Here is a 12,697-nt window from a genome sequence, read left to right on the forward strand (position 1 = left end):
CGTCAGCCCGGAACCACGACCGTACGCAGCTCCCCGTCCCCGAGGTGCAGCATGCCCTTGCCGGGCGCGACCTGGCCGCCCACCATGCTCCGCGACAGGCGGACGCCGACGAGGTCGCCGCTGGAGGACTCCTGCGGGGAGAGGAGGATGCCGCGGCGGGCCTTCTTCGCGTCGACCTGCCAGCCGGAGAAGCCGCTGCACACGTCCTCCTCGTCACCGGCGATGACGAGGGCGAGGCCGCGCTCCGAGCCCCGGGAGACCAGTTTCTTGAGCTGGCTCTCGGCATCGCAGTCCTCCAGGATCTCGCCGTCGTCGATGAGGACCGCGATCGGCTCCTCCAGGGACGCCTGGTCGACGAGCTCCTCGAACTCGTCCTCGTCGATGTCGTCGCCGGTGAACACCTTCAGGACACCGTCCGTGCCGTCGAGCTGGCGCAGCGGTGACTGGCGCGGGGCCGCGATCACCAGACGCGTGCCCTGGGCCAGGAACGAGTGCGCGAAGTTCAGCAGGACCGTCGAGCGGCCCGACTTGGCCGGGCCCGCGACGACGAACGCCGGTACGCCCTGCGCCAGATCGGGACCGAAGCCGACGATCTCGTCGCCGCCGATGCCGACCAGACCCCACAGGCGCGAGCGGGAACCGTCCGGGTCGCGCAGCTCCCAGGCCTCCGGGAAGGAGATACGGCTGGGCAGGCTGTCGACACGGAACGGGCGGCGCGAACGCGGAACTTCGGCTTCGCGGGCGGCGGCCGCCTCACCGATCGCCGCCAGCGCCGCGGCCTGGCCCTGACCGCTGGTGTCCTCGGCGAGCAGCGCGAACTGCGTCTCCGTACCGAACTCGTTGCGGAAGGCCCGCCCCGGCGGAATCTCCTCCGGCACCTTGCGCACCGGGATACCGAGCGCCGAGAAGTCGCTGCGGTCGGCCAGACGCAGACCGTACTTGTCCTCGGTGAGGGTCGCGATACGGCCGACCAGCAGGGTCCGGTCACCCGTCAGGACCAGGTGGATGCCGACGCTCGCGCCCTCGCGCATCATCGTCTGCAACTCGTCGGTGAGCGACCCGTGGTCGATCTCGCCGAGCGTGGGCACCCAGCCCTCCCAGCGGTCCAGCAGCACCACGATGTGCGGCAGCCGCTCGTCCTCGGACACCGAGGCCCGCTGCTCCCCGATGTCCGCGAAGCCCTTGTCCGACAGCAGGTCCTGGCGGCGGCCCAGCTCGCCCTTGAGCCGGTTGACGAGCCGCACGACCCGCTCGGTCTGGTTACGGCCGACCACCGCGCCGCAGTGCGGCAGCCGGGTCAGCGCGTTCAGCGCGCCGTTGCCGCAGTCGATGCCGTAGAGGTGCACGTCGGCCACGGAGTGGGTGCGGGCGATGGAGCCCGCGAGGGTACGCAGCACCTGGGAGCGGCCGCTGCGCGGGGCACCACCGATCATCAGATGGCCGAAGGACGAGAAGTCCACGACGACCGGGCGCCGGGACTGGCTCGCGGGCAGGTCCTCGATGCCGTACGGGGCCGGCGGCAGCTTGCCGGCGCCACCGGCGAACGCGGGCACCTCGATCTCGTCCAGCAGCAGCGTCTCGTCGAGGGCGGGCAGCCACGGGCTGTGCTGGGGCGGGATGCCGAGCGAGCGGTTGGCGTCGCGGATGGTGTCGACGAGGACCTTCAGGTCGGTGATCTCCTCGTCCTCACGCGCCTCGGCCTTCGGCTTGGCCAGCGCCGCCCGCCCCAGGTCCTCCCAGGCCAGCGGCCCCACCCAGGGCAGGAGCACGGCCGGGTCGGCCGCGCCGGGCCGGCGACCGCCCACGCGTCCGGACTGGAAGGGGACCAGGGAGGCGTGCCCGAGCCGGGCGTAGGCGCGGCCCGGGGTGTTCTTGGAGATGTGCCCGGCCTCCGGCGAGTCGATGACGTCGGTCGACTCGCCACCGTCCGTCACGCGCAGCGCGATCCGGAGGTTGGTGTTGGCGCGGATCTCGGGCGACACGACACCACTCGGACGCTGCGTGGCCAGCAGCAGATGGATACCGAGGGACCGCCCTCGCTGGGCGATGTTCACGAGCCCCGTCACGAAGTCGGGCAGGTCACGCACCATCGAGGCGAACTCGTCGATGACGATGAGCAGCCGGGGCACCGGCTGGTGCGACGGGTCCCGGCGCACCAGGTCCTGGTAGTCCTCGATGTCCTTGGCGTCGGCGGCGGCCAGGATGTGCTCGCGCCGGTGCAGCTCGGCACCCAGCGACTCCAGGGCCCGCTCCACCAGGTGGGCGTCGAGGTCCGTCACCATGCCGACGGTGTGCGGCAGATGCACACAGTCCTTGAAGGCCGCGCCACCCTTGTAGTCGACCAGCACGAACGTCATGTTCTCGGGCGTGTTCGCCACGGCCAGCGCCGCCACGATGGTCTGCAGCAGCTCCGACTTACCCGAACCGGTCGTACCGGCGATGAGACCGTGCGGACCGTCCTTGCGGATGTCGATCCCGAACGGCCCGTCGTACGACTCACCGATGACGGCCAGCGTCGACTGCCCGCCCATCCGCCACCGCGCCACGATCGCGTCGCTCGTCGGCGGCTCCAGCTGGAGCACGTCCAGCAGTCGGCTGGAGCCCGGCAGGGCCGAGTCCTCGGTCTCGCCGCTGATGTCCCGCAGCGGCGACAGCGACCGGGCGAGCCGCAGACACCAGGCGGGGGAGACGAAGTCGGGCCGTACGTCCTTCACACGCTCCGCACCCGCCTCCTCCACACGCAGCCGCAACTTCTCGACGCGGCCTCCCTGTTCGGGCTGCGGGTCGGCGGTGTGCCAGGCCTGGAAGGAAGGGAAGGCACCGGCGACCTGCTGGGACTGCTGCTGCACCTGCCGGGCCTGCTCGTACTCCTCGGCCTGCGGCTCGGCGACGACGTACGCCTGGCACTCGCCGGGCAGGAACCGCTCCTCGGCGTCGAGGCAGAGGGCGAACATGGACACGGAGGGGCCCTCGCGCAGCAGCCGCACCACACCGGGCAGAGACCTCAGCCGCCGCGATCCGTCCCACACGACGACGATGTCGGGATCGCTGAAGCTCGAACCGCCCTGTGACTTGTTCTGCTCGGCGGCCTTCTTGCGCGCGTCGAGAATCTGCGTCAGCTCGCCGATGCGGGCGCCGACGGTCTCGGCGTCGGTCCCGATCAGCACGTTGACGTCCTGCCCGCCGGACGGCCGGGCGTGCGGCAGCCAGCGCACCCAGTCCCAGGACTCCTGCGCGGCGTTCTCGCTCAGCACGTAGAACTGCACGTCCATCGGGCTGTGCAGCGCCGCGGCCTGCGCGACGGCCCACCGCCCCAGCGCCCGGGCGGAATCCCCGGGCCCGGCCATGCCGATGACACCCAGGGTGCGCAGGTGCAGCGCGACCGGGGCGTCCTCGATCTTCCAGGTCACCTGGCGACGGTGATCGTCCTGCTCGGGGTCGTCGAGCACGACCTCGGAGGGCAACTGCCCCGTTCCGACCCGCAGGAGGAGGTGGTCGCGGTCGGTCCGCCGCCGCTCCCAGAGACGGGTACGCGGCCCGGTCCCGAGGGCGAGGACGGTGGCGGGGTCGGGTATGGCATGCCGCCGGTCGTTCCGCTCGGCGATCAGCGCGTCCTGGGCGTCCTTCTCGATCCGCTCCTTCTGCTCCTCGTACTCCTGGACCTGCTTGGCGTGCGACTTACGCCCGTGCTTCTTGTCGTTGTAGTAGTTCGCGAAGAGCAGGACAGGGCTCAGCGCCGCCATGATCAGGTAGTACCAGCGCTGGAAGATCATGACCGACACGACGGCACCGACGAGCGGCGTCAGCGCCATCAGCCAGGGCAGCGGCCGGGCCTCGTACTCCCGGGGCGCCGACGGCAGCCGGAAGTTGGTCTGCCGCTCGGGCGGACGCAGCCGCGGCGGCCGGTTGTAGTCGAGCCCGATGCCGTCGTCGGACCATTTCAGGGCGGCGTTCGGGGGCGTGTAGCGGGTGAGTTCGAGGAGGGTGTTGCCGATCCCGATCTGAGCACCGAGGGGCCAGGCGGTGGGCCCGCTCTTCTTCTCGTCCTTCTTGTCCTGCCCCTTCTTCTTGCCGCCCTTCTTCTCGCTTCTCTTCTCGCTCTTCTTCTCGCCCTGGTCCTCTTTCTCGTCCTCGGCGAGGGACTTGCCGTCGAGGGTGACGTGCTCCTTGTCCATGTGCACGGCAACCTGGCAGGTGCCGTCGGTGGCGACGGAGAGGGTGAGGGCCCGGGCGTCGACCTCGGGATCGTCGATCCGGACGTACGAGGCCGCCCCGCTGCCGATGTCGTACCGCCCGACGCCGAGCCGGTGCACGAACCCGGCCGCCGGCCCGCCCACGACCCGCAGCTCGACGAGCCCGGTGGGCTCACCCGGCAGACACCCGGAGGGATCCTGGAGGCTGACGACGGCGCCGTCGCGCAGAGGCGATCCGACGACGGTGGCATTCGGGTCGACGGCGTACCCGTCGACGTACACGAGGGGCGCGTTGTTCGCCGGCACCTGGCGGTGCTGTCCCAGCGGGATGATCTGCGCGCCGCTGTGCCCGACCTGCTTGGCGAGCTCCTGGGCGATGTCTCCCACGGTGGACTCAGGATCGGCATCGAGCACGACGTCGGCGGTACCACCGCCGTACGGGTCGACGACGGTCAGAGTCAGGCGCACGACTAGTCCTCCCCGTGCCACTGGGCCGGTGTGGCCGCGTGGTTGTGTGGCTGCTGTTGTTGACCGCTGCACTGTTGCGCTGTCCGCTTCAGTCACGCGGGTCACAGCCGTAAGGGACGATATCCGTTCGGTACGGCGGTGAGGCAATGGGGAGGCGCCGTGACGTTCCCGATGGCAATGTCGTACACGAGTTCATGACGACTCGTTCACAAGCCGGGTCCGGGGATGTGGCACCACAGGCCACACCCGTAAGCTGCTGCCGCAAAGAGCGGACGATCACACCGGTTGCCATCTGCGACCGGCAACTCGACCTGAAGGCCGATGAGTCCGCAAACAGGGAGCCACGGGGGTTGGCCCTGCGGCGTTGTGAGAGGGAGCGGCTTCATGGCCAAGGATCTTGACATCACATATCAGGACATGCGGGAAGCTGCCAAGCATGTCGTGAAGGAGAAGGAAAAGCTCCAGGAGAAGCTCGAGGGCCTCCGCAAGTACATCAACAACCTCGTGCAGTCCGGCTACGTCACGAAGAGCTCGTCCAAGGCGTTCGACGAGAACTTCGACGAGTTCGTGCAGGGCACGAAGACCACGCTGGACGGTCTCGACGGCATGGGTGACTACCTGACCATGGCTGCCGACAAGTTCGAGCAGATCGATGAGGAGCTGGCGAAGCAGGCTCGCAAGTAGGCGTGAGACGCCTGCCCGGTGCGGCAGCGGATGCTGAACGCACCGGGCAGGCGTCCGGTCGGCCGAGGCCCGTCAGTTGTCGGGGAGGGGCTGCCGGAGCACGTACATGTGGAGGTCGCTGCGGAGCTCTTCTGTGTCGACGCGCAGCCAGGATCCGTCGCGGAACCGTATGAGCAGGATGCTCGTCTCGAATTCGCCGGAGAAGGGGTCGACGAGGGTTGCTTCGGAGGCAGGCAGGCGGGCGACGACCTGCATGCGCTTCTCCCGCCCCATACTGACGCGCCGCGGCGGAGCCGCCAGGACGATCCCCTCCTGGGTCGCAAGCAGCATGCGCTCGTGGTGGGTGGAGTGGCTGTACCAACGCAGCAGGAACTGCCCGGCGTTGCCGTGCCAGTTGCCGTCGAAGACGTTGTCGAGGTCTTGTTGGGCGATGGCGGCGTCCCGGCGCTTGTCCTCTTCCTCCTTGGCACGCCGCTGCTCCTTCTCTTCCTTCCTGTCGAGGGATCGCTTGACGGCTTCTTCCGCAGCGGACAGAAGGCGCAACAGCATGAGGAGAGGTATGAACGGTGCGCAGAGCACCATGCCGATCATGCTCAGTGGAGGCAGTCTGGCAGGGCGGAGACGGGGGTTGCCTGCGGCCTGGAGTACGTCGGCGGGTGGCTGTGGGATCTTGCCGATCCAGCACCAGTCGCCGGCTTCGGCATGGATGCCTAGGCGTTCCATTGCCACGCGCTGCTTGTCCGTAGGTGTCACGTCAAGACTCTCCTCGCCGACGCGGAACGGGATTGGTGTATCGAGAGCGTATCTCGTACGAGGCGCCAGGAGGAGTGAGGGAGTCCGCAATCGCGCCCGCGCTCGTCAGATGCACACCGAGAAAAAGTTGTAGAGCCATAGAGAGGCATCGCTGATGGGGGACCACATAAAGGCGGATCTCGCCGCCATCAAACAGTGCTCACGAGACCTGACAAAGATTCATGGCGAGTTCGAGCGGAACGGCAATCCTGCGGACGAGTACGGTCAGGCGGTAGGCCACGGTGGGCTCAAGGATGCCTTCGGAGAATTCGGGGATACCTGGAAGAAAACGCGCAAGAAACTGATGAAGGAACTTGAGCAGCTGGCCGAATTCACGCGTACCGCCGCCAAGGCGTACGACGAGATCGACCAGGAACTGGCCAAGGCCATACGTGATGCCAAGGCGCAGAGCAAGGGGAAGAAGTGAGCAGGACCGACGCCGACTGGCCGCCTCTGTGGCACGACGACCCGACACCGGGTGACCCGGAGGAAGTCGCCGAACTGGGACGCAAGTTGCGCAAGATGGCCGACATGATCGAGGAACAGTCCCGGGTCATCAAGGCGCTTGCTTCGGTGGAGGGTTGGGACAGTGAGGCCGGAAAGGGCTTCCATGAACTGGCTGGCGGCACGGCGGACAAGCTGAAGAAGTCCTTCGAGCGCTATGACGAAGCGGCCAAGGCCATCGGGGAGGACGTGCGCGAAGGCAGCTCGGACCAGTTCGCCAGCGAAATGCGCCGCGCGCAGCGGAAGGCGGACAAGGCGCTCGCCGACTACCGTGAGGCCAAAGCCGATCATGACCTCGCGGACGACGAGGTGAAGAAGTTCACCGAAAAGTATCCCGCGCAGAACATTCCTGCCGCGGACAAGGAAGAGTACGAGCGCTGGGTCAAGAAGCGTGACGAGGCCCTGCATCGCATCGGCGATGCACGCAGGGCGGTGAAGGACGCCAGGGAAATCTACGACGACGCGGGGGACAAGGCGGCCCGTCATATCAGGAACGTCGTGCACCATGATGCGGTCCGGGATCCGGGCGGTTTCATGAACCTGCTGGCGGACTGGGCGGATATGTTGTCGAACATCTCGGCCGTCCTGTCCGTGCTTGCGGTGATCTGCGCATTCGTCCCACCCCTTCAGTTCCTGGCTCCCGTATTCGCGGCCCTTGCCGTGGTGACCAGCGCGGCTGCGCTCGCCGGTCATGCATACGACATGACGGTGCGTGGCGGGAAGGTCGACTGGATGAAGCTGGGAGCCGATGCGCTGGGAGTGTTCCCCGGACTCGGCGCCCTGAAGGGGATCAAGGCGCTCAAGGGTGTCAAGGGACTGGCGAAGCTCAAGGTGGGAGGCTCCGCCGCACTCCGCGGTGTGGGCGACAACTTCATGAACGGGATCGCCGTCAAGGGCGTCAACTGGGCTCTGGGCAAGGCAGGCCGCAGCGCGATAGAGGGCAGGAAGATCACGGGAGTGATCAAGGGGGCCGGTCTCGGCAGCGCCCTGCACAGGATGCTCAGCGGCGAGAACGGCGAGAGGACCGGTTACCAGGAGCCTGCCGCCAGTACACCCACACCTACGCCGACACCTACGCCGTCGCCTTCGCCCGGTCCCGCTCCGAACGTTTCGCCGAAGCCGTTCAATGCGGCCCTGGCGGCCTAAGGCTTGGAAATCCGTTCAAGGAGGACAGAAACCATGAGCGAGGACAAGCGGAACCTCGGGCCGCGGGAGTTCATCGGCCGGCGGGGTGGTGACGTGGCTACGTTGGTCGAGAGCTCGGTGATCGCTTCCGTGCCCGAGGCGAAGCGGGCCGCGGAGGAAGCTCGGCGAGAGCTTCGGTTCGACTTCCTGGACGACCGAGCGGTGCTCGAACTGCTGCGCTGGCGTCATGTCGACGAAGAGGACATGTTCAACGCAGGGTTCAAGCACGGAGTTCCGCTGGCGCTCGTCGGCTTCGGGGCCGTGACCTATTGGGCCGGCGTGGCTCAGTACTGGGAGACCGCAGCAGCCCGCAACGCCTACCTGGCGGTCGCCGGAGCCGTCCTGGCGCTTGAGATCTTCTTCTTCGTGCGAAGCGCGATTTCACAATGGGGCGATCCGGTCCGGCAGAACCTGCGGGCCCGGGCGGCGAAGTACCGGCAGATCGCCCACGTCGCTCGTCGGGGAGGAGCTGACATCCCCGCTCACTACCCGCACTACGGGCCCTACCCCTTCGCCGCGAGATTCCGTCCCGAAGTGGCTGATCGCGGACAGTCCGAGAGCAAAGGCGCAGATGACCACGGACACCGTTGACGAAGCCCAGCGCAGCCTCACAGAAAGCGGCGGCATAGAGGTTCGCTGGATCATGCCGGAGGGCTTCCTCGAGCTGCCTTTCGAGGCTGATGACTTGGAAGAGCTGGGTAAGCAACTGCTCGAGTTGGCCAAGCAGGCGCTGCCCGGTGCCGACGAGGAAGTGCAGGTGCAGTACGCCGCGATGTGCGTGGCGCACTACGACGAGTTCATCGAGGCGGGCGTGCAGTACGCGGGCTTCGTCACCACGGAGGTCGACGGTGTCCGCTGCACAGCGACGGTGAACGTCAGCCTGCTGGACCTCGATGAGCGAGCCGGCAGCAATCCGGTGGGCTTCATCGCCACCACGATGCGGCACCTGGAGCTCGGACAGGTCGGCGAAGTGCAGCTGCCCTGCGGCCCGGCAGTGACGTGCATCGGCAACCGATCGTCCAGCATCGACGGGAGCCTGACGCAGTCGGGGCAGGACGAGTCGATCTGGACGTCGTTCATACAGGTCCAGATTCCGCTGACCAACGGGACCGTGCTCCTGCTGGAAATGGGCACACCGACGGTCGAAGGGTGGGACGTCTTCTCCGCCATGTTCGCCGGCATCGTGAAGAGCGTCCGCTTCTTCGACAGCGACGGAGCCCCGCTGGTGATGCCGGGATGAAGGAGGCGGCACCAGGCGACGCGTCACCCACGGTGGGGGTGCCCAGGGACTACCGGCTGCTGGTTCCGCGGGAGTGGTTCCGCATCGACCTCATGCAGGATCGCTGGCGCGCTCAACTGAAGACGTATGTGGACCGGCAGGCAGAGGGCCGACGCGTGCCCGCGGAGCTGCAACAAGACGTGTGGGCCACGCTGCGCAACACCGCCGAAGCCGGCCGTGCGCGCGGTGCCATGGAGTTCTTCCTCCTCACGACCACACGGAACGGCGGCCTCCCGGCCTCGCTCCTTGTGTCCTTGATGCCGCTGGGCAACACCCCTGCTGACCCGGACAAGTACGCGGCCTGGCTCGAATTGCGGGAGCCCGAAGGCCCGGGACGGCGGAAGGTGTCAGTGGTGGATCTCCCGGCGGGTGCCGCGGTACGCGTCCTTGGCGCCACGACGTTGAATGTCCATGCCCTGATGCCCGGCGGGGTGGGTTACCTGACGCTCTCCTTCTCGGCTCCGCTCACCGGGATGTCCGGCCCGATGGAGCGGTTGTGCGACGCCATGGCGGGTTCTCTGCGGTGGGTCGTGTGATGCGCGCGGGCAGTCCGCGCGGCGGCCTGGGGATGGGCGGGGTGATTGTCGGGCTGGTCGTCGGTATGGGCGTGATCCTGCTGGTCATGGGTCTGCTGAAGCGGTTCGCCCGCGAGGCTGTGCCGACGCTGGTGGGCTTGCCCGGGGGCGCCTGGGTGGTCGGTGGTGGCCTTGGTGTGGTCACCGTGCTCGGGGTGGCCGGTTGGCTGCGGTGTGCGTCCGGGGTCTCGGACCGGACCCGCATGGCGCGGGGGCTGCACGCCGTGGGTACGGCAGTCTGCTGCGCGGCGGCGTTCGGGCCGTTCTTCCTCCTGCTGAGCGGGCTGCCCAGCAGGAACTGCCGGTCGGAGAGTTGTGCCTACATCCCCGGAACCGGCAGCGCGTTCCTGGCCTATGCCCTCAGCGCCGGTCTGGTGGGCTGGTCCGTCCACCGCTGGACCGGCGCGCGGGCTGCGGAGCAGGCGGCGCGGGAGCGGGAACGGGTGCGGAGGCTTCGGAAGAAGGGGAAGGGGAGGAGCCGGGCGGCGCGTCAGCGGTAGTGAGACCCCGAAGCCCGACCTGACTTCCCCGGGTGCAGTAGTTAGTGCAGGTGTTACCAGTGGTGAAAGCCCAGACCGGGCGAGCACCCGAAGAGGACGTGCTCTGTCCAACGACCCACGGCCCGACGGCATGACAAACCAGCAAGTGCCTGTCGAATCCCTGCTTCGCAGGCGAAGGGGGCTACTGAGATACGGGCGGTGCGACGGCTCTCGCCGGATGCACTGCCCAGCCTTTGAAGGTGTTGCTAGGCAGTCCCCACAGGCACGCCTACCTCGGCCAGCGCCTCTGTGATGGCCTTGGCATCGGGCGACCGGAACTCGATCGCCTCTTTCGAGCGAAGCCGCACATCTACCGATGGGGGATTCCACACCACGCTACTGCTGACGAGGATTGCCCCTTGTGCTTCAGCGAGCGGCAAGTCCAAGGCAGCCCCGTCCGTCCCGCGAGCCAGCAAGGCGCCCTTGTCGACTGCCAGCGCCCCGGTACACGAAGGGCCGAGGTTCCAACTCGATGGCCTACCCGGCGGACTGGCTGTCCGGCTCCCCGGTCCGTGCGCACGGCATTCACCACTGAGGTGGAGGCGAGGGAACTCGAAGCGGAACCGCGTTGGGCCTGTTCGCTGCGGCGTTTGCGTACGACCACGGGCAGCCCCACCACGACGACCAGCAGCGCCAGCAGGCCAGTTACGGCCACACCGGAGGCGTAGTGCGGCGGATCACCGACGCGCTCACCGTCACAGGACGCTGCGCGCAGGCCATTCTCGCCCTTCACTACGCATCAACGACCAGGATCACGAGGACTTCCAGGTATCCACTTCCTCATCGGGGCTGATCCGGATGGTGCGGGCGAATTCGTCTACATCGTCAAGAGCCCGGAGGATCCGTCCGGCGTCGGGATCAGCCAGGATGATCAGGACGTCCGCGGCTTCCGTGCCCTTCTCGTAGCGCCAGGCGTAACGGAGGCCGACATGCACCTCATTGCTGTCCTCGTCCTGGTAGTAGCGCAGCACCCGCAAGCCGGCTCCCAGATGCGGGGAGTCGAAGTCCTCGACGATGGGGGGCTCGAGGGCGTAGCCCGCATCGGCGTGGGTCAGCTCACGCAGTGCCGTTTTCCGGTCTTCGCCCTCCTCGATCTCCACCAGGTCGACATACGCAGGTAGCGGGATCTCCCGCGGGTGCGGGAGATGAAGGAAAACCTCGAAGTCCGGAAAGGCTGCAGGGGCCCGGATGGCGTACATCAACAGGATGTTGGTGAGCAGGTCGACTTCGCCCGGTTCTGGCTTCTCCGACGCGAAATCTTCCCAGAGACCCTCAGCGAAGTAGCGTGCCCACGCCTCAGGCGTCTGTGCCTCCTCGACGTCCTCAAGACTCGGTTCCGGCCACATGAGGGGGATGCGGATCCAGGGGGACAGATCCATGGCGTGCTTGACGTTGAGCCAGCTCACTCATAACTCCATTTGAACGTGCCGACCACGGCGTCGAACAACTCGACCAGCACGCCGGTGAATTCACTTTCGAGGTCGCCGTCGCCCGGTGTGGAGAAGTTGATGCTGATCCAGCGACCGGGATCGTCCGCCACGGGGAGCACATACTCGACCCGCCGCGTCGGCAGGGCGACCTGCTGTACGGCTCTGGGGGCGGAACTCAGCTTCTCCTCGTCAGGGGTGGAGCGGTAGGAGCGGCGAAGTGCGGGTGCCCCTGCCACGTCGACCTTCGTCGTCGTTCCGCCGCGGACGTCCTCGTTGACCAGTTGAGCGATCACTGCCTGTGGAGGAACCCCAGGGCCTTGGCCGATCGGCATCTCGGCAACGATGAAAGAGGCCATGAGGAAGATTCCCCCGCGCGGGAGTACCGGAAGGTAGAGGTCAAGGCCGCCGTTTCTCCTGGCCGCACGGGCCTGCTTCTCCAACTGGCGACGCATGTCCAGTCGGAAGCGCATCGCGTCGTCCCGGGGAATGCCCTCCGGGACTTGCCCCATGTGTGAGAAGAGGACGTTCTCGAGTGCTTCCTTCGTGCCCTCGCGCAGGGGGATGCGGACCCAGCCGGGTGGCAGGACGAGCTCGTAGCCGCGGGGAACGGTCACCTCGACGGGGGGTGGCTGTTGCTCTAGATCGGACATGCTCACGCGGGGGCCTGCTTCTTGAGCTGTCGGTCGGCCACCAGGATCGTCAGGGAACAGAGCACCGGAATCACGGCCAGCCAGCTGTAGCCGATGGTCGCGAATACGTTCGGGAGCAGGAAAAGGCACGAAACGATCTTGATCGTCTGGGAGAAGTTGGAACCCTTCCGCGGGTCACGGATCAGCTCTCGGTTCTTGATGAACAGGAGCAGCATCAGAATGGGGCCAATCATCATCGGCCAAACTGCGTAGCCAGTGGTGAGCCAGTCCATCCCCCCGTACTTGCTTCCGAGGTCTTGGAAGGCCCAACAGAGGATCGGCGTCAAAGTGAACGCGGCAAGGTATTTCATGGCCCGTGACTCTTCTGGGCTTTTCGCCGGGACTGTTGCCACTATCTC

Annotated in this window: 12 protein-coding genes; 7 read left to right on the top strand and 5 right to left on the bottom strand. The window is 67.2% G+C overall.

The window, feature by feature from the left end:
- Positions 1–2 precede the first annotated feature (2 nt).
- Positions 3–4,661, bottom strand: coding sequence for an FtsK/SpoIIIE domain-containing protein (locus HDA41_RS23400; protein WP_184986875.1), 4,659 nt, complete (start codon positions 4,659–4,661; stop codon positions 3–5).
- Positions 4,662–5,045: 384 nt separating this feature from the next.
- Between HDA41_RS23400 and HDA41_RS23405 the strand changes: the two genes are divergently transcribed.
- A complete protein-coding gene (locus tag HDA41_RS23405; protein WP_082319687.1) occupies positions 5,046–5,345 on the top strand; it encodes a WXG100 family type VII secretion target in 300 nt (99 codons plus the stop codon).
- A gap of 72 nt (positions 5,346–5,417) precedes the next feature.
- Here the strand turns inward: HDA41_RS23405 and HDA41_RS23410 are convergent, their stop codons facing one another.
- Positions 5,418–6,098: a hypothetical protein gene (locus HDA41_RS23410; protein ID WP_230299402.1), complete on the bottom strand. Its 681-nt coding sequence runs from the start codon at positions 6,096–6,098 to the stop codon at positions 5,418–5,420.
- Positions 6,099–6,252: 154 nt separating this feature from the next.
- Here HDA41_RS23410 and HDA41_RS23415 point away from each other — a divergent pair, with 154 nt between their 5' ends.
- Genes HDA41_RS23415 through HDA41_RS23440 form a run of 6 tightly spaced genes read left to right on the top strand, consistent with a single transcriptional unit; the run spans position 6,253 to position 10,180 of the window.
- Entirely contained in the window at positions 6,253–6,564 is a 312-nt protein-coding gene (locus tag HDA41_RS23415; RefSeq protein ID WP_184986877.1) for a WXG100 family type VII secretion target, read from the top strand.
- The gene (locus tag HDA41_RS23420) at positions 6,561–7,787 is read left to right on the top strand and encodes a putative T7SS-secreted protein (RefSeq protein WP_184986879.1); all 1,227 of its coding nucleotides are present in this window, start codon (positions 6,561–6,563) and stop codon (positions 7,785–7,787) included. The genes HDA41_RS23415 and HDA41_RS23420 overlap by 4 nt, the downstream gene beginning before the upstream one ends.
- A gap of 33 nt (positions 7,788–7,820) precedes the next feature.
- Positions 7,821–8,417 (top strand): hypothetical protein, encoded by a 597-nt coding sequence (locus HDA41_RS23425; protein ID WP_184986881.1) that lies wholly within the window; start codon positions 7,821–7,823, stop codon positions 8,415–8,417.
- On the top strand, positions 8,398–9,066 hold the full coding sequence (locus tag HDA41_RS23430; RefSeq protein WP_184986883.1) for a hypothetical protein: 669 nt from the start codon (positions 8,398–8,400) through the stop codon (positions 9,064–9,066). The genes HDA41_RS23425 and HDA41_RS23430 overlap by 20 nt, the downstream gene beginning before the upstream one ends.
- On the top strand, positions 9,063–9,641 hold the full coding sequence (locus tag HDA41_RS23435) for a hypothetical protein (RefSeq protein WP_184986885.1): 579 nt from the start codon (positions 9,063–9,065) through the stop codon (positions 9,639–9,641). The genes HDA41_RS23430 and HDA41_RS23435 overlap by 4 nt, the downstream gene beginning before the upstream one ends.
- Positions 9,641–10,180 carry a hypothetical protein gene (locus HDA41_RS23440; protein ID WP_184986888.1) on the top strand — a complete coding sequence of 180 codons (540 nt, stop codon included), beginning with the start codon at positions 9,641–9,643 and terminating at the stop codon, positions 10,178–10,180. The genes HDA41_RS23435 and HDA41_RS23440 overlap by 1 nt, the downstream gene beginning before the upstream one ends.
- 791 nt (positions 10,181–10,971) lie before the next feature.
- On the opposite strand, the gene HDA41_RS23445 is transcribed toward HDA41_RS23440, so the two are convergent.
- From HDA41_RS23445 to HDA41_RS23455, 3 genes are read right to left on the bottom strand one after another with little or no spacing between them, the layout of a single operon-like run.
- Positions 10,972–11,625, bottom strand: a complete 654-nt coding sequence (locus HDA41_RS23445) for a hypothetical protein (protein ID WP_184986890.1) — start codon at positions 11,623–11,625, stop codon at positions 10,972–10,974.
- On the bottom strand, positions 11,622–12,305 hold the full coding sequence (locus HDA41_RS23450) for a hypothetical protein (RefSeq protein ID WP_184986891.1): 684 nt from the start codon (positions 12,303–12,305) through the stop codon (positions 11,622–11,624). Before HDA41_RS23450 ends, HDA41_RS23445 begins: the two co-directional genes overlap by 4 nt.
- Entirely contained in the window at positions 12,302–12,649 is a 348-nt protein-coding gene (locus HDA41_RS23455; protein ID WP_184986893.1) for a hypothetical protein, read from the bottom strand. The genes HDA41_RS23450 and HDA41_RS23455 overlap by 4 nt, the downstream gene beginning before the upstream one ends.
- Between the last annotated feature and the right edge of the window lie 48 nt (positions 12,650–12,697).

Origin of the sequence: Streptomyces caelestis, from assembly GCF_014205255.1 — a bacterium.
Taxonomy (GTDB): domain Bacteria; phylum Actinomycetota; class Actinomycetes; order Streptomycetales; family Streptomycetaceae; genus Streptomyces; species Streptomyces caelestis.